Annotated in this window: 24 protein-coding genes; 1 reads left to right on the forward strand and 23 read right to left on the reverse strand. The window is 51.1% G+C overall.

The features are described 5' to 3' along the window. Positions 1 to 11: 11 nt before the first annotated feature. The 14 genes from MRBLPE1_RS21540 to MRBLPE1_RS21605 form a co-directional block, all read right to left on the reverse strand. The gene (locus tag MRBLPE1_RS21540; RefSeq protein ID WP_364149771.1) at positions 12 to 983 is read right to left on the reverse strand and encodes a PhoH family protein; all 972 of its coding nucleotides are present in this window, start codon (positions 981 to 983) and stop codon (positions 12 to 14) included. Positions 984 to 989: 6 nt separating this feature from the next. Continuing rightward, a complete protein-coding gene (gene yqfD / locus MRBLPE1_RS21545; protein WP_364149247.1) occupies positions 990 to 2183 on the reverse strand; it encodes a sporulation protein YqfD in 1194 nt (397 codons plus the stop codon). A gap of 53 nt (positions 2184 to 2236) precedes the next feature. Next, a complete protein-coding gene (gene yqfC, locus MRBLPE1_RS21550; protein WP_364149248.1) occupies positions 2237 to 2515 on the reverse strand; it encodes a sporulation protein YqfC in 279 nt (92 codons plus the stop codon). Positions 2516 to 2715: 200 nt separating this feature from the next. Continuing rightward, on the reverse strand, positions 2716 to 3207 hold the full coding sequence (locus tag MRBLPE1_RS21555) for a hypothetical protein (protein ID WP_364149250.1): 492 nt from the start codon (positions 3205 to 3207) through the stop codon (positions 2716 to 2718). Between the two features lie 58 nt (positions 3208 to 3265). Next, complete coding sequence (floA, locus tag MRBLPE1_RS21560; RefSeq protein WP_364149251.1) at positions 3266 to 4255, reverse strand: flotillin-like protein FloA; 990 nt, start codon at positions 4253 to 4255, stop codon at positions 3266 to 3268. Positions 4256 to 4280: 25 nt separating this feature from the next. Further along, the gene (locus tag MRBLPE1_RS21565; RefSeq protein WP_364149253.1) at positions 4281 to 5660 is read right to left on the reverse strand and encodes an NfeD family protein; all 1380 of its coding nucleotides are present in this window, start codon (positions 5658 to 5660) and stop codon (positions 4281 to 4283) included. A gap of 157 nt (positions 5661 to 5817) precedes the next feature. Next, positions 5818 to 6261 (reverse strand): GatB/YqeY domain-containing protein, encoded by a 444-nt coding sequence (locus tag MRBLPE1_RS21570; protein ID WP_139994357.1) that lies wholly within the window; start codon positions 6259 to 6261, stop codon positions 5818 to 5820. A gap of 15 nt (positions 6262 to 6276) precedes the next feature. Then, positions 6277 to 6450, reverse strand: a complete 174-nt coding sequence (gene rpsU, locus MRBLPE1_RS21575) for a 30S ribosomal protein S21 (protein ID WP_005547957.1) — start codon at positions 6448 to 6450, stop codon at positions 6277 to 6279. 91 nt (positions 6451 to 6541) lie between these two features. Next, complete coding sequence (locus tag MRBLPE1_RS21580; protein WP_364149255.1) at positions 6542 to 6889, reverse strand: histidine triad nucleotide-binding protein; 348 nt, start codon at positions 6887 to 6889, stop codon at positions 6542 to 6544. 120 nt (positions 6890 to 7009) lie between these two features. Next, positions 7010 to 7315 carry a hypothetical protein gene (locus MRBLPE1_RS21585; RefSeq protein WP_364149256.1) on the reverse strand — a complete coding sequence of 102 codons (306 nt, stop codon included), beginning with the start codon at positions 7313 to 7315 and terminating at the stop codon, positions 7010 to 7012. 87 nt (positions 7316 to 7402) lie between these two features. Further along, positions 7403 to 8008 carry a hypothetical protein gene (locus MRBLPE1_RS21590; RefSeq protein WP_364149257.1) on the reverse strand — a complete coding sequence of 202 codons (606 nt, stop codon included), beginning with the start codon at positions 8006 to 8008 and terminating at the stop codon, positions 7403 to 7405. Between the two features lie 21 nt (positions 8009 to 8029). Next, a complete protein-coding gene (addA, locus tag MRBLPE1_RS21595; RefSeq protein ID WP_364149259.1) occupies positions 8030 to 11884 on the reverse strand; it encodes a helicase-exonuclease AddAB subunit AddA in 3855 nt (1284 codons plus the stop codon). Between the two features lie 6 nt (positions 11885 to 11890). Further along, positions 11891 to 15406, reverse strand: coding sequence for a helicase-exonuclease AddAB subunit AddB (addB, locus tag MRBLPE1_RS21600; RefSeq protein WP_364149261.1), 3516 nt, complete (start codon positions 15404 to 15406; stop codon positions 11891 to 11893). A 33-nt stretch (positions 15407 to 15439) separates the two neighbouring features. After that, on the reverse strand, positions 15440 to 16849 hold the full coding sequence (locus MRBLPE1_RS21605; protein ID WP_364149263.1) for a class I SAM-dependent rRNA methyltransferase: 1410 nt from the start codon (positions 16847 to 16849) through the stop codon (positions 15440 to 15442). 107 nt (positions 16850 to 16956) lie between these two features. Here MRBLPE1_RS21605 and MRBLPE1_RS21610 point away from each other — a divergent pair, with 107 nt between their 5' ends. Next, complete coding sequence (locus tag MRBLPE1_RS21610; RefSeq protein WP_364149265.1) at positions 16957 to 17937, forward strand: Na/Pi cotransporter family protein; 981 nt, start codon at positions 16957 to 16959, stop codon at positions 17935 to 17937. On the opposite strand, the gene MRBLPE1_RS21615 is transcribed toward MRBLPE1_RS21610, so the two are convergent. The 9 genes from MRBLPE1_RS21615 to dnaK form a co-directional block, all read right to left on the reverse strand. Then, positions 17934 to 18365 (reverse strand): NUDIX hydrolase, encoded by a 432-nt coding sequence (locus MRBLPE1_RS21615; RefSeq protein ID WP_364149266.1) that lies wholly within the window; start codon positions 18363 to 18365, stop codon positions 17934 to 17936. The two genes, MRBLPE1_RS21610 and MRBLPE1_RS21615, sit on opposite strands and share 4 nt — an antisense overlap. A gap of 122 nt (positions 18366 to 18487) precedes the next feature. Further along, positions 18488 to 19879, reverse strand: a complete 1392-nt coding sequence (gene mtaB / locus MRBLPE1_RS21620) for a tRNA (N(6)-L-threonylcarbamoyladenosine(37)-C(2))-methylthiotransferase MtaB (RefSeq protein ID WP_364149267.1) — start codon at positions 19877 to 19879, stop codon at positions 18488 to 18490. A 5-nt stretch (positions 19880 to 19884) separates the two neighbouring features. Then, positions 19885 to 20661, reverse strand: a complete 777-nt coding sequence (locus MRBLPE1_RS21625) for an RsmE family RNA methyltransferase (protein WP_364149268.1) — start codon at positions 20659 to 20661, stop codon at positions 19885 to 19887. Between the two features lie 109 nt (positions 20662 to 20770). Further along, positions 20771 to 21445 carry a site-2 protease family protein gene (locus tag MRBLPE1_RS21630; RefSeq protein WP_364149270.1) on the reverse strand — a complete coding sequence of 225 codons (675 nt, stop codon included), beginning with the start codon at positions 21443 to 21445 and terminating at the stop codon, positions 20771 to 20773. Continuing rightward, complete coding sequence (gene prmA / locus MRBLPE1_RS21635; RefSeq protein ID WP_364149272.1) at positions 21445 to 22443, reverse strand: 50S ribosomal protein L11 methyltransferase; 999 nt, start codon at positions 22441 to 22443, stop codon at positions 21445 to 21447. Before prmA ends, MRBLPE1_RS21630 begins: the two co-directional genes overlap by 1 nt. 196 nt (positions 22444 to 22639) lie before the next feature. Continuing rightward, positions 22640 to 22852, reverse strand: a complete 213-nt coding sequence (locus MRBLPE1_RS21640; RefSeq protein ID WP_364149274.1) for a hypothetical protein — start codon at positions 22850 to 22852, stop codon at positions 22640 to 22642. Continuing rightward, the gene (locus tag MRBLPE1_RS21645) at positions 22852 to 23007 is read right to left on the reverse strand and encodes a YfhD family protein (RefSeq protein ID WP_364149275.1); all 156 of its coding nucleotides are present in this window, start codon (positions 23005 to 23007) and stop codon (positions 22852 to 22854) included. The genes MRBLPE1_RS21640 and MRBLPE1_RS21645 overlap by 1 nt, the downstream gene beginning before the upstream one ends. Positions 23008 to 23116: 109 nt before the next feature. After that, the gene (dnaJ, locus tag MRBLPE1_RS21650) at positions 23117 to 24247 is read right to left on the reverse strand and encodes a molecular chaperone DnaJ (RefSeq protein ID WP_364149277.1); all 1131 of its coding nucleotides are present in this window, start codon (positions 24245 to 24247) and stop codon (positions 23117 to 23119) included. A gap of 104 nt (positions 24248 to 24351) precedes the next feature. Next, positions 24352 to 26181, reverse strand: a complete 1830-nt coding sequence (gene dnaK, locus MRBLPE1_RS21655; RefSeq protein WP_364149278.1) for a molecular chaperone DnaK — start codon at positions 26179 to 26181, stop codon at positions 24352 to 24354. Positions 26182 to 26219: the final 38 nt, after the last annotated feature.

Consider the following 26219-nt stretch of genomic DNA (forward strand, 5'->3'; position numbering starts at 1 on the left):
GACATTCCTTTCTAGGCTTTGTTTTCAGCATCCCAGTTATAGGCAACAATAATCTTTTGAACTAACGAATGACGAACGACATCCTGCTCGGAGAAAAGGATAATTCCGATTTCCTCTATGTCCTTCAAAATACGCTGAGCTTCGATCAGGCCTGAGTTTTTGCCTCTAGGCAAGTCGATTTGAGTAACGTCGCCTGTAATGACCATTTTGGAGCCAAAGCCAAGCCTAGTCAGAAACATTTTCATTTGCTCGGGCGTCGTATTTTGCGCTTCGTCCAAAATAATGAACGCATCGTCCAGCGTACGACCCCGCATATAAGCAAGCGGCGCGATTTCGATCATGCCGCGTTCCAACGCTTTAACCGTCTGATCCGGCCCTAGCACATCATGCAAAGCATCGTAAAGCGGGCGCAAATACGGATCTACCTTCTCTTGCAAATCGCCTGGCAAAAATCCGAGGTTTTCTCCTGCCTCCACTGCCGGTCTTGTCAAGACAATCCGCTTAACAGAGCCTTCCTTCAATGCCGCTACGGCAAGTACGACTGCCAAATATGTTTTACCGGTTCCGGCTGGTCCTATCCCGAATACGATATCCCGTTTGCGGATCGTCTTCACGTAATGACGCTGACCGATCGTCTTTACGCGGATCGGCTTACCGCGGTAGGTTGTCGTGATTTCTTTCTTAAATAAGTCTAGCAGTTCTTCTGCCTGCATGGATCTCGCGAGCTCCAGCGCATAGGCAACATCCCGCTCCGATGGCTTGTAGCCGCCGCGAACAAGCTCTAAGAGCACATTGAAAAGCTGCTCAAGCGAATCAACCTCGTCCGAGGGTCCCGAAATGACAATTTCCGCTTCGCGCGAAGTAACTGAAGATTCCACCTGCGCTTGTACTAGACGTAAATAATTGTCCTGCGGTCCGAAAACCGCGAGTCCTTCCGCCGCGTTACCGAGCGGTATTCTTATTACTTTCGTTTCAATTTGCAACAATCCTCATTCTCCCTGCATCTGGACTAGTGGCATTTCTTTAACGATAGATTGCTCGACCTCAAAAAGAACTTTCATATAAACTTTACCATTGTCCGCCTTTTCATGCAAAACAATTTCATCCCGGATAACCGCATCGCTGCCCGCCTTAAGGAGGACGTTAGCTTTTGCCTGCAGGATTCCCGCGCTCTTTGCTTCCTCCTCCGTCAATTCCCTGTTCTCCAAGCGCGTCTCCATGACGGTTTCCTTCATCCTGCCAATAGGTAAGGTCCAGTTGCGCCACGCAACCTTCTCCTCGTGACGAATCGCTTCCGAGGCGCTGTATCCATCCTTTCCGTAACCGCTGACCTGCAGCGCTCTTGAGCCGATGACAGCGAACCATTTTGTCTTTTTTTCTCCCGTGTATACTTTAATCTGCTGCACCAGCGGCGAAGCAATTTCATATTCGTACCAGACGAGACCGCGAACGCTGCCCTTGGCGACGACGGTGCGTGAATTTTCTTCCCCGCCGATCGTTCCCGAAATTAGGATTTGATCCTTTTTCACCCGTGTATTTTTCCGTACGACAGGCCTTCCCGCTTCAGCGATGACTTCCGTAACGACAGCATCGGCCGCAGCGACAAGATGGCGTGGCGTGTTCAATGACGCTTGCTCGGGAATCGTTGACTCAACGACCTGGATTATAACCTTGGTGCCTTTTTTCTCGACGCCTACCCATGTTGACCCGGGAAGCTTGCGAACAAGCTGCTTGGACAGTACATCTGCGTCGGTAAGCCGGAAAGACCACTGCATAGGATACAAGCCTTCCTCTTTCGCGGCCTGCCTGACCTGATCCTCCGTCAGCTTGACGTTGCCCCGCACTTCGATGTTCCAAACCAAAGAGGAAAGCATAAAAATGATCGCAAAAAACAAGACGATCCCGCCTGCAAAAAGCTTTCGGCGCTCAGCCTTTACCAGCAGAAACGGCAGCCCCTTCCGCTTCGTAACATGTATGCGGCAGCCTGTCTCCTTTAAATAAGGACGAAGGCCGAAAAAGTCGCTGACCGACAGCTCAAACTCAAGCAAGCCGCTGCTTGTCCAACGAATAGAAGACAGCTGCAGACCGCCGGCAAGCGCGCGGTTGACGAGCTGCTCCGCTTGTCCTCCCCTGATTTGAACGGTAACCATTCCTTTTATCCATTTCGCCCCTTGTCCGCTCAATCCGTTCCCCTCCATTACGTTTTGCTGGCCCGACCCTTATTCATTTTTCTTTGTCAGGGTATGAGCTCAATGTTCGTTATTTGTCCTTCCACAAATACTTCCTCGGTCCAAATCGTGCGGATGACTAGCGAGCTGCCCGTTACTTCCAGTTGTCCTTTGCTTAATGCCAACCTAAGGCGCTCGCTTGAAAAATGCACGACGCCCCGATGGTTTTCGATATATAATTGCCGGTCTCCGATCATCGTCAGGCGAGGCAAATCAAAGACGACATCATGCGGCATATCAAGCAGCTCTGCTGTCACTTTGCGAAATTTCTTTTTTATACGGCGCATGTGCGAATCTTAGCCTCCTTAAGGTTTGTGATCAAACCTGCTTCGTAAGCGTTAACCTTGGGTTTGGCTGAGGCAGCCGATTTGAAATTAAGCAAGCGAAGGGCTTTTTTCATGTACTGTACCAAAATATGCGATGAACCAGATAAATATGGCTATAAAATAAAAAAACCGCCGAAGCATAAGCTTCGACGGTCTAATGGTTATTTCCGAAATGGTTTTTTTGAGCGGGGCGGACCTAAAATTTCAGCCCATATTACCGCTCTGCGCAAATCCTGCGAGCGGGTACCGTTTGTTTCGGTACGCTCACTTGCAGATTTGCGTTCTGCGGCGCCAGACACTAAAGCCTTGTTTGTGGCCGCCGATTGCAGCGCCTGATGCAGAGACGCCATCAGCGGGCTCTCAGCATGCTTCTCCGTTTCTGTCGTTGCATTCAGCTTTTCAAAATCCTCGCGCTTAGTTTCCGTTTGCGAGCGGTAGAGAGTCTGTCCGGCAGGTCCAGCCGGACGTTCGCGATCTTCCTGCTCAGCGCGCCCCTCTTGCGGATACAAGGTTCGCGGCAAACCTCCCCCGCCAAAGTCCGGCATGCGTCCAGGCTTATTTTTCGGTCCTGATTTCCGGAATAGGGATGCGAGTGCCCCGACGATAATGACAACGATAAATATGTTGTTCAGCAAAAACTCTATGATCCTCAATTTGCCTTCACCTCCAAGACGCATTCACGCTGCCAAAGCCATGAGATTAGTGTTCGTATCAGCGGCCGTCTTTCGGATCAGTCGGGCCTTCCTGCTTGCCGATAGAGCTGCGCATTTGCGTATCAGCCTCTACGTTTTTCAAGTTCAAATAGTCCATCACGCCAATTTTGCCGCTCCTGAGCGCCTCCGCCATGGCAAGCGGAACCTGCGATTCCGACTCAACGACCCGCGCTTCCATTTCCACAACCTTGGCTTTCATCTCCTGCTCTTGGGCTACGGCCATCGCGCGGCGCTCTTCCGCTTTCGCCTGGGCGATTTTTTTATCCGCTTCCGCCTGCTCCGTTTGAAGATGGGCGCCGATGTTTTTGCCTACATCCACATCCGCGATGTCGATAGATAGGATTTCGAACGCCGTTCCGGCGTCGAGCCCCTTACCAAGCACCGTGCGGGAAATCATATCCGGATTCTCCAACACATCTTTGTGAGAATTAGCCGAACCTACCGTCGTAACAATACCCTCGCCGACACGTGCAATAATGGTCTCTTCGCCCGCACCACCGACAAGTCGATCGATATTCGCACGAACCGTAACGCGCGCCTTTACCTTTACCTCGATGCCGTCCTTCGCTACGGCCGCAACGATCGGCGTTTCAATGACTCTCGGATTTACGCTCATTTGAACCGCTTGAAGCACGTCGCGTCCAGCCAGATCGATCGCCGCTGCACGTTCAAAAATAAGAGGAATATTCGCTCGCTGAGCGGCAATCAAAGCATTAACGACGCGATCGACATTTCCTCCTGCCAGGAAGTGGCTTTCCAACTGGTTAATGTTAAGCCCAAGACCTGCTTTTGTCGCTTTAATTAACGGATTGACGATTCTGCTAGGTACGACTCGGCGCAACCGCATTGCTACAAGCGTAATAATGCCGACCCTTACTCCCGATGCCAATGCCGAAATCCAGAGCATAATCGGAAAGAAGCTAAGAAATACGGACAGCACGATAATAACAACGACAGCTATAATTAAAAATGAAACGATAGGATCCATTGTCTCAAACCTCCAAATGGTTAATTTATTTAGTCACTTCTTTGACCACGACCCAGGTACCTTCCGCCTTTATTACCGTAACTACGCGATTCGCGTCAATAAACTCGCCGGAGGTCACGACGTCAATTCGTTTATCTCCTAAAATTACGGTTCCCGCCGGCCTCAACGGGGTTATCGTCGTTCCTTCGAGCCCCAGCAATGAATCTTTAAGCTCTGCGGATACGAAGCCTTGCTCCGTTGTCAGCTTGTCGCGCAAAATAAATTTATTCCATATTCCTCTCGATTTATTCATTCGCACGAATATAACGATCAAAATAATCGCGGCAACTAGCGCAATAACGATGGAGATGAATGCCGTCATGGGATCGGATGCCGCCGTGACCACGCCTGCGATCAACGCCGCGCTTCCGAGTATGCCGAGGATCCCAAAGCTGGGCACAAATACCTCGATCACAAGCAGCGCTATCCCGATAATAAAGAGAACGACCGATTCCATTCCGGCAAAGCCGGCTACGTAGTGACCGAAGAAATACAAGCCAAACGAGATTAGTCCGATAATCCCCGGAGCGCCAAAACCCGGAACCAACATCTCAATAACGATGCCTGCGATGCCCAGAATAAGCAGTACCGTCATGACAACCGGATTAATTAGCCATCTTGCCGCATTTTCCGCAAGCGTGGGTTCAACTTCGATTTGCGTCCGTCCTTCCAGGCCAAGCCATTTGACCACCTCGTCTACGTTTGAGGCAGTATGCTCCGAATAACCAAGCTTCTCGGCTTCAGACGCGGTAAGCGAAAGAATGTCCCCTTTCTGCTTATCCCTGCCGATCTTGTCTTTCAATTCCAACACGACATTCGGATCAACCATCGCTGCGGCAATGCTTTTATCGCGTCCGTGCAAGCCTGCCGACTCGCTCATTTCGGAAGTCCAAAAGGAAACCGTCTTCGGATTGTCGATTAAATCACCTGATCCGTCTACTACCGCAGCTGCACCGATGGTGCTGCCAGGCTGCATGACGATGTTATCCGCATTCAGCGCAATGTAAGTTCCTGCCGATACCGCTTTACCTTCCACGAAAGCCGTTGTCGGTATTTTATTCTCCCGGATAAAATGGCCAATCTGCTCTGCGTTAACCACTTTGCCGCCCAGCGTATTTATGACAAGAATGACATGCTCCGCTTTTGCTTCTTCCGCTTCCCCATACGCTCTCTCCAAAAATGATTGAAGACCCGATTCAACCGTTTGTTTCACGGGAATCACATATACGGCGGGACCAATCTCGTCCGCGGCCTTCGCCCGATCGATCGGTGACCCGAATAATCCTGCAAGCGTCACCAAAAAAATGAGCGCAAGCCATGCAATAGGAGTGACGGATAAGCTTCTTCGCCATCGGTTCGTATGCAAGAAGGTTCCTCCCTTTTTTTGTGTTGCTCCCTACTACGTGTACCCCGTCGGAAAGTTTCGTTTGGCGTTTTCACGTTTTCAAAATTATACCATTTGTGCAGAAGCCGCACAAAAAAACACCCCTGTTAGGGGGTGTTTTGTGAGTCCGAATGTTTAGTTAGTTGAGATGTTGCTGTACGAGCTGATTTACTAGTTTACCGTCAGCGCGTCCTTTTGTTTTAGGCAAAAGGGCACTCATAACTTTTCCCATATCGGCTTTGGAAGAAGCACCGAGTTCATGGATGGTCTGCGTTACTATCTCTTGAATCTCTTCTTCAGTCAGCTGTTCGGGAAGGTATTGACTAATAATTTCAATTTCGACCTCAAGACCCGCTACTAAATCATCACGGCTGGCTTTTTTAAATTCTTGGAGGGAATCTTTACGTTGTTTGATTTCACGACTCAATATATCAAGCACTTCGTTATCGTCCAAAGGACGCTTGAGATCGATTTCCAAGTTTTTCACTGACGCGCGCATCATACGAATTACGGAAAGTTTAAACTTGTCCTGATTCTTCATGGCTTGCTTCATATCGTCGGTCAATCTTTCGCTCAGGTTCATTATGGAAGGATCCTCCTAAAACTTTCTCTTGCGCGCAGCCTCAGACTTTTTCTTGCGCTTCACACTTGGCTTTTCATAATGCTTGCGTTTTTTCACCTCAGCTAGAACTCCATCTTTAGCGATGGAACGTTTAAAGCGGCGAAGCGCAGCATCAATAGTTTCGTTTTTGCGAACTTTAGTTTCAGACACCAGTTTTCCCTCCCTCCGAAACAGACCGTCCAGAGCTATAACACGGTTTATCAAATTTCATTATATGTCAAACCAAAAGGCAGTGTCAACTTCATATATCTGCAAGCAGCGGAGAAAGTTTTGTTCCGCCCAAGAGATGGATATGCAAATGGTAAACTACCTGCCCTCCATCGGCGTTTACATTGTTGACTAGACGGTATCCAGACTCCGCGATCCCTTGCTCCTTCGCAATCTCGCGGGCAACGGCAAACAGCTCGGCAACAACCTGCGCATCCTCATCCGTTACGTCGTTCATCGTTGGAATATGTTTCTTCGGAATGATAAGAATATGTACAGGAGCAGCTGGCTGTATGTCGTGAAAGGCAATAATTCTGTCGTTTTCAAATACCTTCTTCGACGGAATGGCGCCTTCAATTATTTTGCAAAAAATACAGTCCATATGGTTCACCTCCTGTTCATTAACCTTTCCTTATCATACCGAAATTCCGTGTGCTCGTCCAATCCCCCAAAAAAACGGCGGCAGGAATTCGAATTCCTCCCGCCTTCTTCGGTGCATGTTTTAGTAATAAGGCAGCAGAGACAAAGCCAGCAGCGCACCTAGAGGAAATATCTGGCGTATAAAACGCCTGCGCGGATAATAAGGGTAAGGATAAATCGGATAACCAAACGGCGAATAGGGAAGAAAGGCGCGATTATCCCCTTCATCCGAGCCGCAAGGCACTGCGATACACAATATTTCATCATCCATATACTCTAGAAAACCGTCTGCGCACCATCCGTCATGTGTTTGCGCTAGAACATAGCGATGCATATGATGCTCGCACCATTGCTTCATTTGCTCCTGGTCCACTAGGGTGGGTTCCATCGTATCAGCCTCCTGTTTGTATATCTTATTCTCAGGTAGGCATTTGGCTACTGCATAAGCTTACGCGTCTTCGGCAGTTCTGCGCAGCTAGTTAGCTGATTTTTCCGTCATCAGGTCCTGCAGCTGCTCTGCTAGTTCAATCCAATCAAGTCCGCTGGACAATCGGATAATCGCAATGCGGCTTTCGCCGATATTTGAGTTAAAACCGTTTAATATGCTTGAAATTTTTTCGAACGAATCTTTGAGTTCGGTAAGGTAAGCCCGATCGGCTTCGTTCAACGGACCCTCGTAAAGGCCAATCTCTTGCAAACCCGTTTCTACGCCGCCGACGAAATTTGCAGGAAGCTTTTCATTCCATTTTTCAGGTTGGGCGGATAGGCTCGCTGCTTCTTTTGCCAGTTCGTTCAGTGCCTGGCCTTGCGCAGTCGCCTTGCCCGCATCGAACTGCATCCCCAGTCGATCTGCCATGGATTTGCTTGCAAGCAAAGCTTCGAGAAGCGGCTGCATTTCCTTGGCATACTGCTGCGACCCGATAGCCGCCGCAAATATCCGCTGGCCTTTCTCGTAGTTATTCTCCTGTTTGTGCTGCAAAAATTGGGAGTACAAAAATACGTTGCCGATTAAGCTGAATACGAGAATAACGAGTGTAATGGGCAACGCGATAGAGCGCTTGCCCGTTTTCTGTGGTTCCAACTTCGCGTCCTCCTTCTATTTTTAATTTTCTTTATTTAGCTGTACCGATTGCCCGCCATCGAAGAAAAAGACATGGCATTCATCCACTTTTCGCCCAAGCACGGATTCGATGGCCTCTGCATAAAGCTCCAGCTGGAAGCGATGACGTTCAGCGGCCTGCTCCCATTGCTCCTTATAGATGCGGTCGGTCTTGTAATCCAGCAATACGACGCCAGCCGCATCCTCAAACAAGCAGTCGATTACGCCTTGAATCAAAATCGATTCCATTGCAAGCAAACCCTCCGACTTTGGATAAACGCGGCTTGCTGGAAACATACAGCTGAAAGGAACCTCTCTTCTCACCCATCCGGCCGCCAGCAGACGCCGGCCAAGCCCGCTTTGGAAAAAGGCTGCGACAGCCGGCAGATCAATCGCTTCCGATTGCTTAGCCGTCAAGAGCCGCCGCTCAATCATGCTATCCAGCGTATTCTTCAGCGTTGTTTCATCGGCGGAACCTTCCAAGGGTACATGCTGCATCAGCAAATGATTCACAGAGCCCTTCTCCGCGGCGGTAAGCGACTTTTCCTCCATGAAGGCCGGTCGTCTCATCCGGAATGTATAAGACGCTTCTGGCGCCTCTGGGACTGCTTCCTTGCCCGCTGCATCCCTTCCACTTGGATCTTCAAGCGGAACGGCATCCTCCATGATATCGGAATAAAGTCTTTTCATTTCGGTTACCGATGTTTTAGCTGCAAGCACTGCGGCTTCCTGATGCGGATATTGCCATTCCAGCCGCGCGCGAAGCTCGGTATCCTCTTCAATGTCTTCCAGCAAGGAAAGCGTGGCTACAGCCTGCAGCCTATCTTCCTTCGCTTGGTCCTGCTGGTTAAGCGCTTCGGTCGCAGCCGCGGCCTCCGTACCGAATAGGGCAGCAGGAACAATCCCTGCTTGCCATTGCGGGGCGTTGCTGGCTGCCCGCTGCCTGTCTTCCATTTGCCGGGCTGCCAAAGGCCCCAGCCAATCGATAAAGGAGCGAGCCGCCGCCACTCTGAAATCCGGGAGATTTCCGTTAGCATCTACGGCAGCAAGCCAGCGCTTGAGTTTCGTCTCCGCGTCCGATACTGTCGCGACAAGATACATTTTCTCTTTTGGCCGGGTCAAAGCAACGTATAGAATCCGCATTTCCTCTGCGAGCATTTCCTTGCGCATCGCACGGCGGATAGCCAGATAGGGCAATGTCGGATAACTGATGCGCAGCGCCGGATCAACAAAACGAGGGCCGAATCCAAGCTCCTTATGCTTCAGAAAGACGCTGCGCACATCCTGCTGGTTAAACAGCTTGCCTAAGCCTGCAACGAACACAACCGGAAATTCAAGTCCTTTGCTTTTATGAATAGACATGATGCGTACGACATCCTCCTGCTCGCCGAGCGCTCTTGCCGTCCCCAAATCGCCGCCGCTATCCCGCATGCGTTCGATAAATCTCAGAAAACGAAATAATCCGCGGAAGGATGTCGCCTCATATTGGCGCGCACGATCATGCAGGGCGCGCAAATTCGCCTGCCGCTGCGTACCGCCCGGCAAACCTCCAACGAAATCGTAATAGCCTGTTTCACGGTAAATCTCCCACAGCAAATCGGCAAGCGATCCTTGCCTTGCCTCCTCCCGCCAGCGGTCCAGGCTGTAAAGAAACAAGGAAAGTTTACTGCGGGTTTCCTGGTCGACCAGCAAATCTCCCGCCGCATGAAGAACGGCATCATAATACGTCGATTTCGACGCGTGAATGCGAATGCGGGCTAATTCCTCCGCGTTTAACGAAAATAACGGTGACCGCAAGGCAGCAGCCAGCGGAATATCCTGATACGGATTATCGATGACTCTCAGCATGGAAAGCACCGTCTCGACTTCCGTCGCCTCAAAGTAGCCGCTGCTGAGCTCCGCATACGCCGGAATGCCGCTTCCTTGAAGCTCCTCAATGATGATCGGGGCCCATTGCTGTGTCGCGCGCAGCAGGATAACGACATCTCTCCACTGCATCGGCCTATTCTCCCGCCGTTTCCCGTCGTAAACCTGAAAACCGCTCTCGATAAGAGATTTTAACTGCTGCCCGATCCAACGCGCCTCAAGCTGGGCGGTCTTAAGCTCCGATACCGACTCGCCTGACGCAGCGCTTTCGCTCTGCTCGCCTTCATCGGACAAATCGGATACCTCCGTATTCTCGGGTCCTTCAGTCTCTTCGTCATCCGAATCCGATTTATTCAACACGGCAAACTCCACCCGGAAACGGTCTTCCGGCACAGGCACAGGATAGGCTGCCCCGCACACAAGCTCTGCGCGTTCGTCGTAATCCATCTCTGCGACATTCTCGCGCATAATCGCGCGGAATACATCGTTTACGCCATCCACGACCTCCTCGCGGCTGCGGAAGTTTCTTGCTAGATCGATACGCAGGCCTCTCGCGGTGTCAGAATCTGACCGCTTGCCCGCATCATGGCGGGAAAGGTATGACTTGTACTTTTGCAAAAAAAGCTTAGGCTCAGCCAGCCGGAAGCCATAAATGCTTTGCTTCACGTCGCCGACCATGAAGCGGTTGCCCGCGCCCGGCCGCTCGATTAACGAGACGATTGCTTCCTGAACCATATTTGTATCCTGATATTCATCAAGCAGGATCTCATCAAATTGCTGCTGGAATTCAATTGCCGCAATCGAAGGCAGCATCTGCTCCGGAGTAGACGAAGGATCTCTAAGAATACGTAAGCAATAATGCTCCAGGTCGCCGAAATCCAGCATTCCTTTTGCCCGTTTGGCCGCTTCGTAGCCTTGGCCGAATTCAATGACCAGCTCTGCCAGCGCCCGCATCAACGGTGCCAAATCCTGCAGCTCCGTCAAAAATTGTTCGGGCGTCCGGCCAAAAAGCTCCTCGGCAAGCGAGGTGATCAGCTTTTTCGCTTGGTCGCGAAGTTCTTTCGCCTGCTCCTGCAGCGATTTGTCATATTCATCGCCGCGCATCGCTTTGAGCTTCCCGAATTGGATCATTTGGAACGGCTCAATCCACGTTTCCCAAGGCATCGTATGGATCATTTCGGCAAGACCGCCGATGATCTGCAAATCCTCATCAAAAGCAGCCGCATAAGGCGCAGGCCCGGCCGGCTGCCGCGTAAGCTCCAATGCTTGATGCAGCAGCGAGCCTGCGCCTTCAAGGGCAAGCTGAATATCGTTTTTCAGGCTGGCTACCCATTTGCTGTTTTGCAAGTCCGTGACATCGGCAACGTTAAATGCTTCGGCTGTTTCCCGCAGCCAATGCTCCGGCCAAGGATGGCTTTGCGCAAAATCGAATAATTGCTGAACCAACCTGTAAAGGGGCTCATCGCCGCGCTCTCCGCCATATCGGTCAGCTAATCGGAGAAACGCGCCGTTATCACCGGCCCCTTCGTATTTTTGCTCAAACAGCTGGTCGAGTACATCAAGACGCATAAGCTCGCTTTCAGTCTCGTTCGCAATCCGGAAACCGGGATCTAGACCGATCAGCGGATAATAGCGGCGTATGACGTCCATGCAAAAAGAATGGAGCGTCGTAATGGAGGCTCTGTTCATCAAAGCCAGCTGACGGCGCAAATGCTCGGAGTCCGGGTTTCGCTCGAGCTCTTGCTCGAGCGCAAGCCGAATCCGGTCCTTCATCTCCGCTGCCGCCGCCTTCGTAAAGGTGGCTACGAGCAGTCGGTCGACATCGGTAAACGCGGATATTTTGCGAATAATCCGTTCAACAAGCACCGCGGTTTTGCCAGAGCCGGCGGCAGCAGCAACAAGGATATTCGAGCCGCTCGTAACGATGGCGTCCCATTGATCATCCGTCCACGTGCTGTTTTCCGGCTTTGGAGAATCCTTCGCTGTGTGCATCTTCTCTTACTCCCCCTCTAGCTGCTGCCATATCTCTTCCTTCGAAGACTTGCTCAGCTTCCTGTATTCGTTTCCTTCGAACTGGGCATCGAACTGGCAGACCGCTTTGTAATCGCAATACTGGCAAGGCGTCTTTGTCCCCATGCGATAAGGCTCAATAGATACATCGCCCGCCTGGATCGCGCTTCCTATGCGGCTTATCGTATTTCTGACAGAATGCCGAAGCACGTCCCATTGCTCATTGGTAACAACGGAGGAGCTGCTGTAAAAGCTTCCGTCGCGCTTCAACGCAACCGGAAGAAGCTCTGAATAGCCGGTTTCCAATTCATCATCCATCAGCCTCACCGTTTCCGGGTCAGCCGTTACGAGCCCGCGCATTTTGAAGCGTTTTAGCAGCCTGTCATTCGCATCAACGGGGCTAATACCGTTAGTCAGCGCCATAATGGGATTATGCACGTGAAAATAAAGAACCCCGGCCGGAGAAGCAGGCTGTCCCAGCCATTCCTGTCCATAGGTCACCAAGACATCGAGATAGGTTAGCATCTGCAGCGACAGGCCGTTTGCGACCTCCTCGAGTCTAAGATGTGTCGCGCTCGATTTGTAATCAAGCACGCGCAGCAGCAGTCCTTCCTCTGTCTCCGCTGCGTCAACACGGTCAATTCTCCCGATAATTTCAATTTCGCCGCCATTTACAAGCGGAATTCGCAGGGAGGGCAGCGTTCCGTTGGGGCCAAAATCGACCTCCGTCCCCACGGGCTGGAATTGTGCTCTCCTCGCGTGTTCGCCCAGCATCAATGCTGCTTGTCCCACGATTTCTTTCAGTTTGCGCGCGATGTATTTAAACCGGCCGCTGCTTAGAAGTATTTGAGATTGCAGCCTTGGTGCCAGTTCATCAACGGTTTCCGAGACGATTGCCTTCAGCTCCGCTTCCGATGCTTTGCCCCAGCCGCCTCCTAGCCCTGTCGCCAGCTTGCTGAGCGCCGCATGAAACAGCTGGCCTACGTCCGGAGCTTCGAGACGGTAGAGCTTTCTCTCCCTGAGCTTCAAGCCATGAATCGCAAAATGCTGAAACGGACAGGAAACGAACCGCTCCATCCGGGAGACGCTGACTTGTAAACGCGCGCCGTAAAGCTCCCGGGCCGTTTCCCGCGAAAGAAATTGCGCCTTGTTCTCAAAGGTCAAGGAGCCTGCGAGGAGCTGGAGCTTTAACTGCCATTCCGGCCGGATCGCATACCAATTGTACAAATCCCACCAAAAAGGGGCGATATCCGCTCCTTGCTGCCATTTTCGAATTGCGCCGATCAAGTAAGACAATGTTCGCTGCGGCTGCGACACGAACTTCCTTTGCTCCGCGAGAGGGAGGTTTGGAGAAGGCTCTGCCGCGATGCTTTGCACTAGAATGCCGGGGAAAAGCTGACGAACATGGCGCACGATCTCCGATGGAAGCAAACTCTTCCCTTCCTCATCCGCCTGTGCCCAGCTGAGCCATAAATGACGGCTGGGGGTCGTCAAGGCGTTATAAATCATAAAACGCTCATCGAGCAATCGACGTCGAACCCCCGGAGCCATGGCAATACCGTCCTCTGCGAGCCGATCCCGTTCCGCCTCGGTCAGAATGCCGTCCTCCTTCACGCGCATCGGCATAACGCCGTCATTTGCGCCGAGCACGTAGCATACCTTCACATGGCCAGACCTCGTCCGATCCATGCTCCCGATCAGCACCTGATCGAGCGCGGGAGGGACGGCAGCAAGCTTCAAACTGTCTAATCCCGCTTCGACCATGCCCGCGAACAGCTCTGGCGAAACGGCTTCTTGTCCTGCAAGTTCCACTAATTGATCGAGCAGCTGCATTACGCTGTCCCAAAGCTGCCTATGGCTTCTCGCCCGCTGCGTCTTGCCGGCTTGGATATCCTGAATGCCCCAACGCTCCAGCCGATCCGCTGCATCAGAATGGTCAAGCAGGCGATATAACGCTTCGCACATTTCTTGCACGTTATTCGCCTTCTTCAATGCTTCTCCGAATCGGCGCAGCGGAGGCACAACAGCCTCTTTGGCAGCCAGCACGATATCAAATTCCCGCTGAGCCTTGTCACTGATTTTGGTCTCCATGTCCTCATCGTCTTCCAACGATAAGGGAACTAATGGATGCCAGCGCTTGTCATCCAGCCATTTCCAGCCGTCGATGCCAGCTGCCAGCGCATAATTCTCCAGCAGGTCAAACCATTCCCTAAGCAGGCTGCCATCCATCGGGAACAGCATTTCGGTTTTTACGCAGCGAAAAACCGCATCATACCGCCAGCCAAACAATACCGTCTCCAGCGCGGACCGGATAAACTCTACTAGGGGATGATGAACTGCTTTTTCCTTCTGATCGACAAAATAGGGAATCCCGTAATCCGCGAATACAAGCCCGATGTAATCGGTATAATCCTCCGCATTCCGGACCATCACGGCGATATCCCGCCAGCGAAGTTCTTCCCCTCTCGCCCTGCGGACAATATCGCGGGCGACAGCCTCAACCTCGGCCCGCCGGTTCGCTGCGGCATGCAGCGATACCCCGCAGCGCAAATCCTCGCACTCCAGCACCTTTTTATCCGAGAGCAGCATCGGAATCCGCTCGCTAAAATGCTTCTCCAAGTGCGCAAGCATCGGACTGCCCTTAAAGCGGATAGGCGGATTCTCGCCCAACATAATCGGCTCTTCTGCATCAACGTTGGATGCGGAAGCCAGCGCCATTAACGTATTGTAAGTTTCAGCCGTAGGATGAAACAGCTCGAGCTCATGCGGCTGCTCGCCTAATCCGTAAGGACGGTTAAGCGTCAGCGTAACTGTTACCTGAGCGGAGGATGCGATTAACGCGCCTAAGGCTTCATACTCGGTAGGGGTAAAGCCATAAAACCCGTCCACCCAGATCTGCGCGCCGCGCATAGCGTCTGCGTCAGCAAAACCGTTTTTCAGATAACGCAAATAATCCTCGGCGTCGATATACAAGCCCGCGAGTTCCTGTTCCATCTGATGGTAAATTAGCTGCAAATCATGCAGCTTGCGCTTCAATAAGCTAGAGTGCTCAGCGCCTGACGACGCAGCGTCCTGCATGCCTTGCAAAAGCTCCGAATCCACCCCATACCGTTTCCACTCGGTTAACAGCTCGGCAAGCCTATCGATGAAGCCCGGCTGCTCTGCGCCGCTTTGAAACAGCTCCAGCTGCTGTCCTAACCGATGAACGATCTTATAGAGAAGCATATGCTTCCCCGTATCGCCGATCGGAACAAGCGCAGTTCCGCCGGTTTCCTGCATAACCCGGAAAGCCAGGCGCCGAAAGCTAAGCGCCTGTGCCCTAATCGTGCCGTTTAGATCGCCATTTTGCAGCAAAGCATATTCCGTCTGGAAGGTAGCTTGCTCCGGAACCAGCATAATAAGCGGCGGTCCGTCCGGCTCCCGTTGCAGCTGCTCTCTTATTTCATTCAGGCAATAGGATGTTTTACCGGATCCCGAACGCCCGATGACAAAGCGAAGCGTCATATGCAGCTCTCCCGTCTTTTCGATATCACGCGATTATTTGCTTCTCACTTCAAAAATCGCGAATTTCAAGTAATGGCCCTCGTTCACTCCCAGCAGCTGCGGATGGTCCTTGCCTGCTGCACGCCACTCCACTAATCTGAGAAGCTTTCCTGCATCCGCTGCTGCCTCCTGGATCGTTTCCAGAAACAGTTCGGGACGCATGTGGTAGGAACAGCTTGCCGTTACAAGATATCCGCCCTCGTTCACCAGCTTTAGCCCCTGCAAATTAATGTCCTTGTAGCCGCGACATGCGCCAGGGACGGCGCTTTTGGTCTTCGCGAATGCGGGAGGATCCAGAATAACGACATCCCATGTCCTACCCGCAGCGCCTTCCAGTTTCTTAGAGGTATCGACGCCTCCGAGACCGCGCTGCTTTTTATGCTCAATGCCTTTCACCTGGGCACGCAAATACTCGAAAGCATCGGCGACAACAAATTCGACCCGCTCCGAAAAACCGTTCCGTGAGACATTGCGCTTCGCTGTTTCAATCGCATGCTCCGAGACATCCAGGCAGGTTACCTTCTTGGCACCGTATTTGCAGGCATGGAGCGTGAAGCTGCCCGTATGCGCGAAACACTCGAGCACGGAAGCACCGTCCCAGTAGGGAAACGTCACGATTTTTCCGTTTGCGTTTACAGGAACCTGATCTGCTGATAGAGCAGAATGGTTATGCGTATTTCCTGCTGCTTCGATACGGCCCGACTCTGCTGCTTCACGGTCTACCAACCGGATTCCGCTTCGTCCACCCCAGCCTGTCATAAGCGGCGCGATTGCAGCCCTATTTTCGCGTTGGTCGAAAAAGTAGCCTGTTTTCTGGCCTTCTACGATATCGACCTCCAGCTTCAAGCCATTTTCTTCGATCTCAAGAATAGGCGGGCACTCCCCGTACAGCGTACCCGTGCACTCCTCCAGCCCCTCAAGCACGCGCACGCCGACATCGCTTCGCTCATAAATACCCTGTGGCTGAAATACGTCAACCAATGCTTCAATCAATGCTTCTCTTCTAATATCCATTCCAAGTGTCAAAAGCTGCAGCACCAGCACGTTATTGAACCGGTCAACGACGAGACCTGGCAGAAAATCCGCTTCCCCGTATACGAGGCGGCAATCGGCATCCGGAACAAAGCGGCTGCGGTGCTCCTTGCAATGACGAAGCCTGCCGCGGAAGAAATCGGCATCCATTTCGGCAATCGGCTCATAAGAAACGATTCTAACGGTGATCTGGGATTTCGGATTCCAATAGCCCGTGGCCAAATAACGTCCTTGATGGTTAACCACATCGACCAAGTCGCCAGGGTTAGCCTCGCCTTCCAAGCGATCGATTTCAGTAGCGTACACCCAAGGATGACCCTGCTCCAATCTTTTCTTTCTGGCTTTTTGAAGATATATTTTTGAATTGCTCACGTTTATCTCGCTTCCCCTCAAGTGGACTTGCTTGTCATGCTTGTCTTTCAAGCAGCATATGTATATCTACAAAACAAAACACGAAATCAACAATAAGGAGATATCAAATGGTTCAATCCATTCTCATTCCCATGCTGCTCGGCTTCTCTGTATTCATGTGCGGCATGAAGCTGATGGAGCTTGCGCTGCATCGATTGGGAGGCCCTTATCTGACCCGAATCCTTGAAAGGTCAACGGCTACTCCAATTCACGGGCTAGCAATCGGAACGGCAACTACCGCTTTCCTGCAAAGCAGCACGGCAGTCACCGTTATTGCCATTGGCATGGTCAATGCCCGACTGCTGACATTTCCGCGTACCCTTGGCATCATTCTCGGAACCAATATCGGTACATGCATTACGACCGAATTAATCGGTTTAAATTTAAATAAACTAGCCTTGCCTTTGCTGATCGTCTCCATTGGACTATGGCTTGCAACGGCACTGTTAGGCGAGATTAGGCTATTTCCGGCTATACGCAGCGCCGGTTGGATCCATTCGGTTCGGTCTTCCTCGGTCGTTTTGTGCGGCTTCTCGCTCCTCTTGACTGGAATGGCGATGATGCAGGGCGTAGGACCGGCCGTTCAAGAAAGCACGATGTTTGCATGGTTTCTGGACAAAGCGGATGACAGCCTATGGTGGGGACTTGCAGCAGGTGCTCTACTTACCGCAGCCGTGCATAGCAGCGCAGCCGTTATCGGGATTATCATGGGCTTCGTATCGCTCGGAGCAATGCCGATCGAGGTTGGAATCGCAGTCGTGCTAGGCGCTAATATCGGCACCTGCGCCACGGCAATTCTCGCTTCGATTGGGGGATCGAAGGCTGGTCAATACGTGGCTTTGTCGCATGTCATCCTAAATGCAGGAGGCGCCTTGCTGTTCATGCCGTTTATCGGCGAGCTGGCGAACCTCTCAGCATGGATTTCCTCATCGACTTCTGGACAAATCGCCCATACCCAAACGATATTCAACATCCTAAGCTCCTTGATTGCGCTCCCCTTCTGCTACCTTCGGGTATTTCGGAAGCTCGATCCAATCCTAAAACACTAATCCGTTTGAAGTCCCAGCAGTTGAAAAGCTCCTGCTACGATACGGTGATTGTTGTCGTAGCCGGATTGCTTTTGACGCTTCCAAGCCTCTTGCGGTTCAAACCAATCGACACCTCTGATTTCCTCTACCTGCGCTTGCAGGGAGCCGCCTACCGCCTCAACCAAATAATAATGAACCTCTTTATCGACGATTCCATGCGCATCATGCTCGTATTGATATTTGATTTGGTCAATCGGAGCGATGATTACGCCTTCAAGACCTGTTTCTTCAACGATCTCCCGCAATGCGGTTTGCTCAATGGTTTCGCCGGCCTCCATCTTGCCTTTGGGCAGAGAAACTTTGCCGTATCGATCCTGAATGAGCTGAATTTGCAGCTTTCCTTCCCCGGTGCGGCGATACACGACACCGCCTGCTGAAATTTCCTTCATGTCCGTTTCCCCCTTGCAGCATTAAATGAATAGTATATGCAGCAAAGGATTCCTCCATCGAATCCCCAAAAAAGGAATCGATGAACAAAGGAATCCCCGCATTTGTTACGTTTTAGATGAATCTACGCTCTCATAGCTTCCGGACGCTCGAGTACAAAGCTGTGCTGCTCCGCTTCGCCTGACGTTGCCGGCATTGCATCCATCACCCGGACGAGCTTTGCACGGCATTCGTTGACTCCGGCTTCCGTAATTTTGACACGGCACAGCTTGCCGATCAGCTCTTCCGTGCCGTCGAAAACAACTTGAATGTAGTTGTCCGTATAGCCCATCACAAGCCCTGTTCCCGGCGCGCCTTTATAATCACGCTCTGGAATGACATCCAATACTTGGCCAACGTATTGCTTCGCATACGCGAGCTGCATTTTCTCGGACAAGTCGATCAGCTTGTGAACGCGTTCGTTTTTCACTTCGTCATCCACCTGTTCATCCATCCGCGCAGCAGGCGTACCTGTACGCTTCGAATAAGGGAACACATGCATTTCGGCAAACTTCAGGTCTTCCATGAATCGGAAGCCTTCTTCGAACATTTCTTCCGTTTCGCCTGGGAATCCGACAATGACATCCGTCGTTATGGCTACGCCGGGCATCGCTTCATGCAGCCTTTTAATTTTTGCGGCAAACTCTGCTGTCGTGTACTTCCGGCGCATCCGTTTCAAAACGGAATCCTCGCCGGCTTGCAACGGAATATGCAGATGTCGGCACATTTTGCTGGAACGGTTTAGAACATCGATCATAGCGTCGTCGATTTGGCTGGCCTCGATCGAGCTGATGCGAATCCGCTCAAGCCCCTCTACCTTATCCAAATCCCACAGCAAGCTTGTCAAATTGTAGTTTTCCATATCATCGCCATAGCCGCCGGTATGGATACCGGTCAATACGATTTCTTTATAGCCGGAAGCAACCAGCTGCTTCGCCTGCTCCAATACGCTTTGCGGCGCACGGCTGCGCGAGAGCCCGCGTGACCAAGGAATGATGCAGAACGTGCAGAAGTTGTTGCAGCCCTCTTGGATTTTTAAGAAGGCCCGTGTGCGTTCTGAGAAATCCGGAACATCCAGCTCCTCGAAATCACGGGTCTTCATAATGTTGCGTACTGCGTTAACCGGCTTGCGGTCATCTTGGATTTGATTGACGAAGGTCATAATTTTCTCGCGGTCCTGCGTTCCGATTACGAGATCCACGCCTTCGATGGCCATAATTTCAGCTGGGGACGTCTGAGCGTAACAGCCCGTCACCGCAATGACGGCATCCGGATTGCGGCGGACAGCCCGTCTAATAATTTGACGGCTCTTCTTGTCACCCGTATTCGTTACCGTACAGGTATTGATCAAATATACATCCGCGGTCGCTTCAAAATCGACCTGCTCATAACCTTCATTTTTGAATAGCTGCCATATCGCTTCTGTGTCATAGAAGTTAACTTTGCAGCCCAGCGTATAAAATGCGACTGTTGGCATAGTTGTTACGCTCCTCCCATTTCTCCGGATTCATATAGTAAGCAGGTTAATCCTACGATCCCCGCTGTTTCCGTTCGTAATATCCGTCTGCCCAATCCGACTAATACGGCTCCTGCCGCTTCTGCTTCTGCCGCCTCACGGTCGGTGAAGCCGCCCTCGGAACCGACGATTAGCAGCACTTTCGGATTGCTGACCGCGTCGATGCGCGAAGCCCACTGTTGAACCGCCGTTCGGATACCTCTGCCATGGGCAAGATGCCCTTCACGCTCGTAGCAAAACAAAACCAGATCATACTCCGCTGCAGATTTCATTAGCTCGCGCCAGCTGTGCACCGGCTCGATGTCAGGAATACGGCTGCGATGCGCTTGTTCTGCCGCTTCCTTCGCTATTTTGCTCCAGCGTTCGATACGTTTGGCTTCCTTCTTGGCATCGTACTGCACGATCATGCGTTCCGACTGAAAAGGAATAAACGCAAAAGCGCCGATCTCCGTTCCTTTCTGAATCACAAGCTCCATCTTATCGGCTTTGGGCAAGCTCTGTGCAATGGTTACAGCCCATTCCGGTTCGCTGCCGTTATCCAGCATCTCGACAATTTCAGCCTTAATAATGGAAGGCGTTGCTTCTAAAACAGATACAAGCGCCGTACGTGACTGTCCATCGCTGACGATGAACTTATCGCCCGGTTTCGTTCGCATGACACGGACGGCATGATGCGCATCCTCGCCAACAATGCGGACTTTGGAGTCGCCAAACTGCTCCGCCGCTACAAAATATCGTTGCATTTTTGTTTTCCAACCACCCTTAAACAAATTCCATCCTTCATAATAGCATGTTTATCTTCCATAAATCTATCAGAAAGGGTTGCCAGCTCATCCGTAAACATGGCAATTTCTAGAAAAACAGTTCATAAGCCATTCTTAACGTGTTGCCCGCCATTGTGTTCCCAATCGACAAGATAGGGTCCAGCGTAACACGGCGAAGTGGCGGTATGAACACAATCAACAGGAAAATGAACATTCCCCATTGGACGTTTTGATCCATTTTATACCGAATTTTAAGCGGCATAAGATCAGAGATAATACGATATCCGTCAAGCGGCGGCAATGGAATCAGATTGAATATAAATAACAAAAAGTTATAAGAGATAAAATAACTGAAAAATCGTTGGATCGCTAGGCTTACGCCCGGTGAGCTTGATTCCATTACACCCGCTGCATCTAGCCCGACATAAATAAATACGCCAATTATCCCTAGCAATAAGTTACTTAACGGCCCTACCACCGTTACAATGATGCTCATTAATCGCGGACTGCTGAATTTACTCGGATTCACCGGAACCGGCTTTGCCCATCCGAAGCCGGCGATGAGAATTAAAAGTGTACCTAAGACGTCTAAGTGCACTCGCGGATTAAGCGTAACCCGGCCGGCATTATAGGCGGTGTCGTCACCGAATTTATAAGCACTATAGGCATGAGCGAACTCATGCACTGTAAATGCAATGATCAAGGCTAATACGATAAACGGCAAATCTTCAAGTGGAAATCGCAAAAAACTTTGCAAATCCATTAAATCACCTGCGGCTTTCTCGCTACGAATGCGATCCATTCCTCATCGCGGCGCTTCTCGATAATTTCAAAGCCTGAGCGAATCAATCCTTCTTCCACATCGGTCTCCTTGTTCTTGTAGACCCCGGAAGCAATGTAAATGCCATTCGGCTTTAGCGCGGCGTATACATCGTCAACAAAGAGCAGGATGATTTCTGCCAAAATATTTGCTACGACCAAATCGACAGGCACCGTAACCGCGGTAGAAGCCAATGCGGAGCCATTTCCTTCTCCTGTTTGGCCTTCCTTGATTACGCCGAGCAAGTCGCTCAGCCTTACTTCTACTTGCTCCGAAAGATCGTTGAGCTTAACGTTCTCAGTAGCGCTCGTTACGGCAATAGGATCAAGGTCAAGCGCAAGCACGCTTTTTGCTCCCAAACGGCAAGCGCCGATCGCGAGAATACCGGAACCCGTTCCGACATCGATGACTTCTTCTCCGCCGCGGATCACCGACTCAAGCGTCTGCAGGCATAGCGCTGTCGTAGGATGCGTGCCAGTACCGAACGCCATACCCGGATCCAGTTCAATAATCCGCTCATCCGGACCAGCCTCGTAGACTTCCCATGTCGGCTTAATCGTCAGCGTGTCCGAAATACGGAGCGGCTTGAAATACTGCTTCCATGCCGTTGCCCAATCCTCATCGTCTACCACGAGCGCCGAGTATTCTACGTTACCGGGATCGATGTCAAACTCACGAAGCTCCTCTACACGCGGCCTGATCTCTGCGATTAAGGCATCCGTATCTGTGTCTTCTCCAAAATAGCCTTTGATTATCGCTTGGCCTTCTGGAATATCATTAAGCGGAAGCTCATACCACTGCCCAAGGGACGTGTCGCGCTGCTTGTTCAAAGTTCCCGATTCTTCGATCGATACGCCTCCCGCACCGAGTTCATGCAAAAAGTTCGATATCATCTCTTGCGCTTCTTCCGTTGTCGAGATCGTAATTTCATGCCATTTCATATGTAATTTCCTCCAGTAACAATCGTAAACGGCCACTGCCGACCGCAATCGGCAAGACAAACGTTTCGCTTTAAAAACCTAACATCTATTGTACACCAGAGTAGTGCCTTTACACAAAAAAATGATACAATAGTACCGATTTTCAATTGTGATCGTGACGTCAAAGAGACTGCAGGCTTTTACGCCTGCAGTCTCTTTATTGTTCATTCAATGTGGTATTGGCATTGCCGCCTATTTGCGAGATAAGATGCAGCGCCCGTTCAGCGACGCTCTCGTCCACGGTAGCCGTCAACAAACCGCTGTCCAGCAGGCCGTTGACTTCAACCGCGCGTAAGGCTTGAAGCTTACGCCATGCTTCCTGAGCAGCACCTTCACCCTCAAAGGATGCTTGAATTTCAATTTGGCTCATTATTCCTGCTCGTTGCGCTGGTCGGCAGCAGCGGCACGCTGAGCGGCTTTGCGGTCAGCTTCGTCTGCAAGCTCCTCGGAAAACTCCACATCTTCATTTTTTCCTACAGGCAAGTTACCAAAGTTTTGCTTTTCCAAATTGTTGTTCTCTGTCATTGTTAAATTACCTCCGATGTTTGTAGATGTATGGTTTTCCTACCCGAATAGAATATGTTTGTCCGACAAAATCTATACAGGACAAAAAAAGAAAAAAAGACGTGCCGGGTTATTCACCGCGGAACGCCTTTTTCATTTTCTCAAATATAGATTCATGATGCTCTTGGTCGTTAGAGACCGCATCGCCGCTTAAACCGCCAAACTGGCGAAGCAGCTCCTTCTGGTCATCCGTTAGGCTTGTCGGCGTTACAATGGTAACCTTCACATGCTGATCGCCCTGGCCATAGCCGCGAAGCTTAGGAACACCTTTGCCTTTAAGCCTAAAGTACGTGCCGGTTTGCGTGCCTGCCGGCACCTTCAGCTTAATCTTCTCCGTTAGCGTAGGAATCTCGATTTCATCCCCAAGCGCTGCCTGAACGAAAGTTAACGGTACCTCGCAATAAATATCATCGCCTTCACGCTCGAAGAACTCATGAGGCTTCACGCGAATGACAATATACAAATCGCCTGCAGGTCCGCCGCGAAGTCCGCCTTCGCCTTCGCCCGACATCCGAATTTGCGCGCCGTCGTCTACGCCCGCTGGAATTCGGATATTGATTTTGCGTTGACGCTTCACTTTGCCGGCGCCGTGACAAGTCGTACATTTATCTTTAATTACGCGGCCCGTGCCGCTGCAATTCGTACAAGCGCGGCGGTTGACCATACGGCCGAACGGCGTATTTTGAACAACCTCCTGCTGTCCGCTGCCTTTACATACCGAACAGGTTTCCGGTTTAGTGCCCGGCTTAGCTCCGTCGCCATGACAGGTATCGCAGGTTTCTGTGCGCGGAATCGTAATTTCGGTTTCCTTGCCAAAAACGGCTTCCTTAAATTCGACAGTCATCGTATATTGCAGATCGTTACCGCGCTGCGGCGCGTTCGGGTCGCGGCGTCCGCCGCCTCCGCCGAAAAACATGTCGAAAATATCGCCAAAGCCGCCGCCGAAATCACCGCCGCCTCCGCCGCCCATGCCTTGGTTCGGATCAACATGGCCGAACCGGTCATACGTCGAGCGTTTGCCGTCATCACTTAAGACGTCGTACGCTTCCTTCACTTCCTTGAACTTTGTCTCCGCATCCGCAGCCTTGTTCACATCGGGATGAAACTCCCTCGCGAGCTTGCGGTAAGACTTTTTAATTTCGTCTGCCGAAGCGTCCTTGCCTACGCCCAGCACCTCATAATAATCGCGTTTGCTTGCCACCTGTTCTCACCTCCGCTATCTATCATATGATTCCTTGCGCATATGCGCACGAAAGGAGGTCAAAGCCAGGTAGCGCCTGTCTTTGACCTCTCGCTCGCTACACTTTATTTATTGTCGTCAACCACTTCATAATCAGCATCGACTACATTATCTTTTCCTTTAGCGGAACCTGCATCAGGCTCTGCGCCTTCGCCAGCTTGCGCTGCTTGTTCATAAAGCTTCACAGAAAGCTGTTGAACGATTTCAGTCAGCTCTTCGGCTGCTTTATTGATTTGTTCAAGATCGTCCGTCGCCAGCGCTGCGGTTACTTTTTCTTTGGCAACGTTCGCTTTTTCAATTTCAGAAGCATCTACTTTATCGCCAAGATCTTTAATCGTTTTGTCAACGGAGTAGATCAATTGGTCAGCGCTGTTTTTAGCTTCTACAAGATCGCGGCGTTTGCGGTCTTCTTCAGCGTTCAGCTCAGCATCCTTCATCATTTGATTGATTTCATCCTCGCTCAAGCCGCTTGAGGAAGTAATCGTAATTTTTTGGCTCTTGCCTGTTCCTTTATCAAGGGCAGATACGTTAACGATACCATTGGCATCGATATCGAAAGTAACCTCGATTTGCGGCACGCCGCGCGGAGCAAGAGGAATATCGTTCAATGTAAAACGGCCAAGCGTTTTGTTGCCTGCAGCCATCGAACGCTCGCCTTGCAATACGTGAATTTCAACGCCAGGCTGATTGTCCGCGTAAGTGGAGTACACTTGGGATTTGCTCGTAGGAATTGTCGTGTTGCGGTCGATCATTTTCGTGAACACGCCGCCGGCTGTTTCGATACCAAGGGACAATGGAGTTACGTCAAGCAATACAACGTCCTTCACGTCGCCAGTTAGAACGCCCGCTTGAACAGCTGCGCCAAGAGCAACAACCTCGTCCGGGTTAACGCCTTTATGCGGATCTTTGCCGATCAATTTTTTAACCGCTTCTTGTACGGCCGGAATACGAGTAGATCCGCCTACAAGCACAACTTTATCGATATCGTTAGAAGTCATGCCGGCATCGCTAAGCGCTTGGCGAGTAGGTCCAAGCGTACGCTCTACGAGTGCGGCAGCAAGCTCTTCGAATTTTGCGCGGGTAAGGCTGAGCTCCAAATGCTGCGGAACGCCGTCAACCATTGTAATAAATGGCAGCGAGATTGCAGATGTCAACGTACCGGAAAGCTCTTTTTTCGCTTTCTCAGCCGCATCTTTCAGACGTTGAACAGCCGCTTTGTCTTTGGAAAGGTCAATGCCTTGATCCTTTTTGAACTCGGCAACCAGGTGGTCGATAATAACTTGGTCAAAATCATCGCCGCCCAGCTTGTTGTCGCCGCTTGTCGCTTTAACTTCGAAGAATCCATCGCCTAGCTCAAGAATGGATACGTCAAAAGTACCGCCGCCAAGGTCATAAACAAGAATCGTTTGGTCTTCCGTTTTCTCAAGTCCGTATGCCAGTGCTGCAGCCGTTGGTTCGTTTACGATACGAAGAACTTCAAGACCGGCAATTTTACCAGCGTCTTTTGTTGCTTGGCGCTGGCTGTCGTTGAAATATGCCGGAACCGTAATTACCGCTTGCGTTACCGGTTGACCTAAGTATGCTTCCGCATCGGATTTCAATTTTTGCAAAATGATTGCAGAAATCTCTTGCGGCGTATAGTCTTTATCGTCGATTTTTTCTTTGTGATTCGTACCGATATGGCGTTTGATCGAGCTGATCGTACGATCAGGGTTTGTGATCGCTTGACGTTTTGCCGTTTCGCCGACAACACGCTCGCCATCCTTTTTGAAACCTACTACCGAAGGTGTCGTACGGTTGCCTTCCGGGTTAGGGATAACGACAGCTTCGCCGCCCTCCATTACTGCTACGCAAGAGTTTGTTGTACCAAGGTCAATACCAATTACTTTACTCATAGCTATTTTTCCTCCCAGATCCATTTGTATTTAACGGG

This window comes from Paenibacillus sp. LPE1-1-1.1 (assembly GCF_040676435.1).
In the GTDB taxonomy this organism is placed as follows: domain Bacteria; phylum Bacillota; class Bacilli; order Paenibacillales; family Paenibacillaceae; genus Pristimantibacillus.

Bases quoted from the DNA above. Each gene is read 5' to 3' on its own strand.
- MRBLPE1_RS21645 (WP_364149275.1), bottom strand. From the start codon at position 23,007: ATGACAGAGAACAACAATTTGGAAAAGCAAAACTTTGGTAACTTGCCT.
- MRBLPE1_RS21610 (WP_364149265.1), top strand. From the start codon at position 16,957: ATGGTTCAATCCATTCTCATTCCCATGCTGCTCGGCTTCTCTGTATTC.
- dnaK (WP_364149278.1), bottom strand. From the start codon at position 26,181: ATGAGTAAAGTAATTGGTATTGACCTTGGTACAACAAACTCTTGCGTA.
- MRBLPE1_RS21580 (WP_364149255.1), bottom strand. From the start codon at position 6,889: ATGGACTGTATTTTTTGCAAAATAATTGAAGGCGCCATTCCGTCGAAG.
- MRBLPE1_RS21570 (WP_139994357.1), bottom strand. From the start codon at position 6,261: ATGAACCTGAGCGAAAGATTGACCGACGATATGAAGCAAGCCATGAAG.
- addA (WP_364149259.1), bottom strand. From the start codon at position 11,884: ATGCACACAGCGAAGGATTCTCCAAAGCCGGAAAACAGCACGTGGACG.
- MRBLPE1_RS21630 (WP_364149270.1), bottom strand. From the start codon at position 21,445: ATGGATTTGCAAAGTTTTTTGCGATTTCCACTTGAAGATTTGCCGTTT.
- addB (WP_364149261.1), bottom strand. From the start codon at position 15,406: ATGACGCTTCGCTTTGTCATCGGGCGTTCGGGATCCGGTAAAACATCC.
- MRBLPE1_RS21615 (WP_364149266.1), bottom strand. From the start codon at position 18,365: ATGAAGGAAATTTCAGCAGGCGGTGTCGTGTATCGCCGCACCGGGGAA.
- MRBLPE1_RS21640 (WP_364149274.1), bottom strand. From the start codon at position 22,852: ATGAGCCAAATTGAAATTCAAGCATCCTTTGAGGGTGAAGGTGCTGCT.
- yqfC (WP_364149248.1), bottom strand. From the start codon at position 2,515: ATGCGCCGTATAAAAAAGAAATTTCGCAAAGTGACAGCAGAGCTGCTT.
- MRBLPE1_RS21585 (WP_364149256.1), bottom strand. From the start codon at position 7,315: ATGGAACCCACCCTAGTGGACCAGGAGCAAATGAAGCAATGGTGCGAG.
- mtaB (WP_364149267.1), bottom strand. From the start codon at position 19,879: ATGCCAACAGTCGCATTTTATACGCTGGGCTGCAAAGTTAACTTCTAT.
- MRBLPE1_RS21625 (WP_364149268.1), bottom strand. From the start codon at position 20,661: ATGCAACGATATTTTGTAGCGGCGGAGCAGTTTGGCGACTCCAAAGTC.
- floA (WP_364149251.1), bottom strand. From the start codon at position 4,255: ATGGATCCTATCGTTTCATTTTTAATTATAGCTGTCGTTGTTATTATC.
- prmA (WP_364149272.1), bottom strand. From the start codon at position 22,443: ATGAAATGGCATGAAATTACGATCTCGACAACGGAAGAAGCGCAAGAG.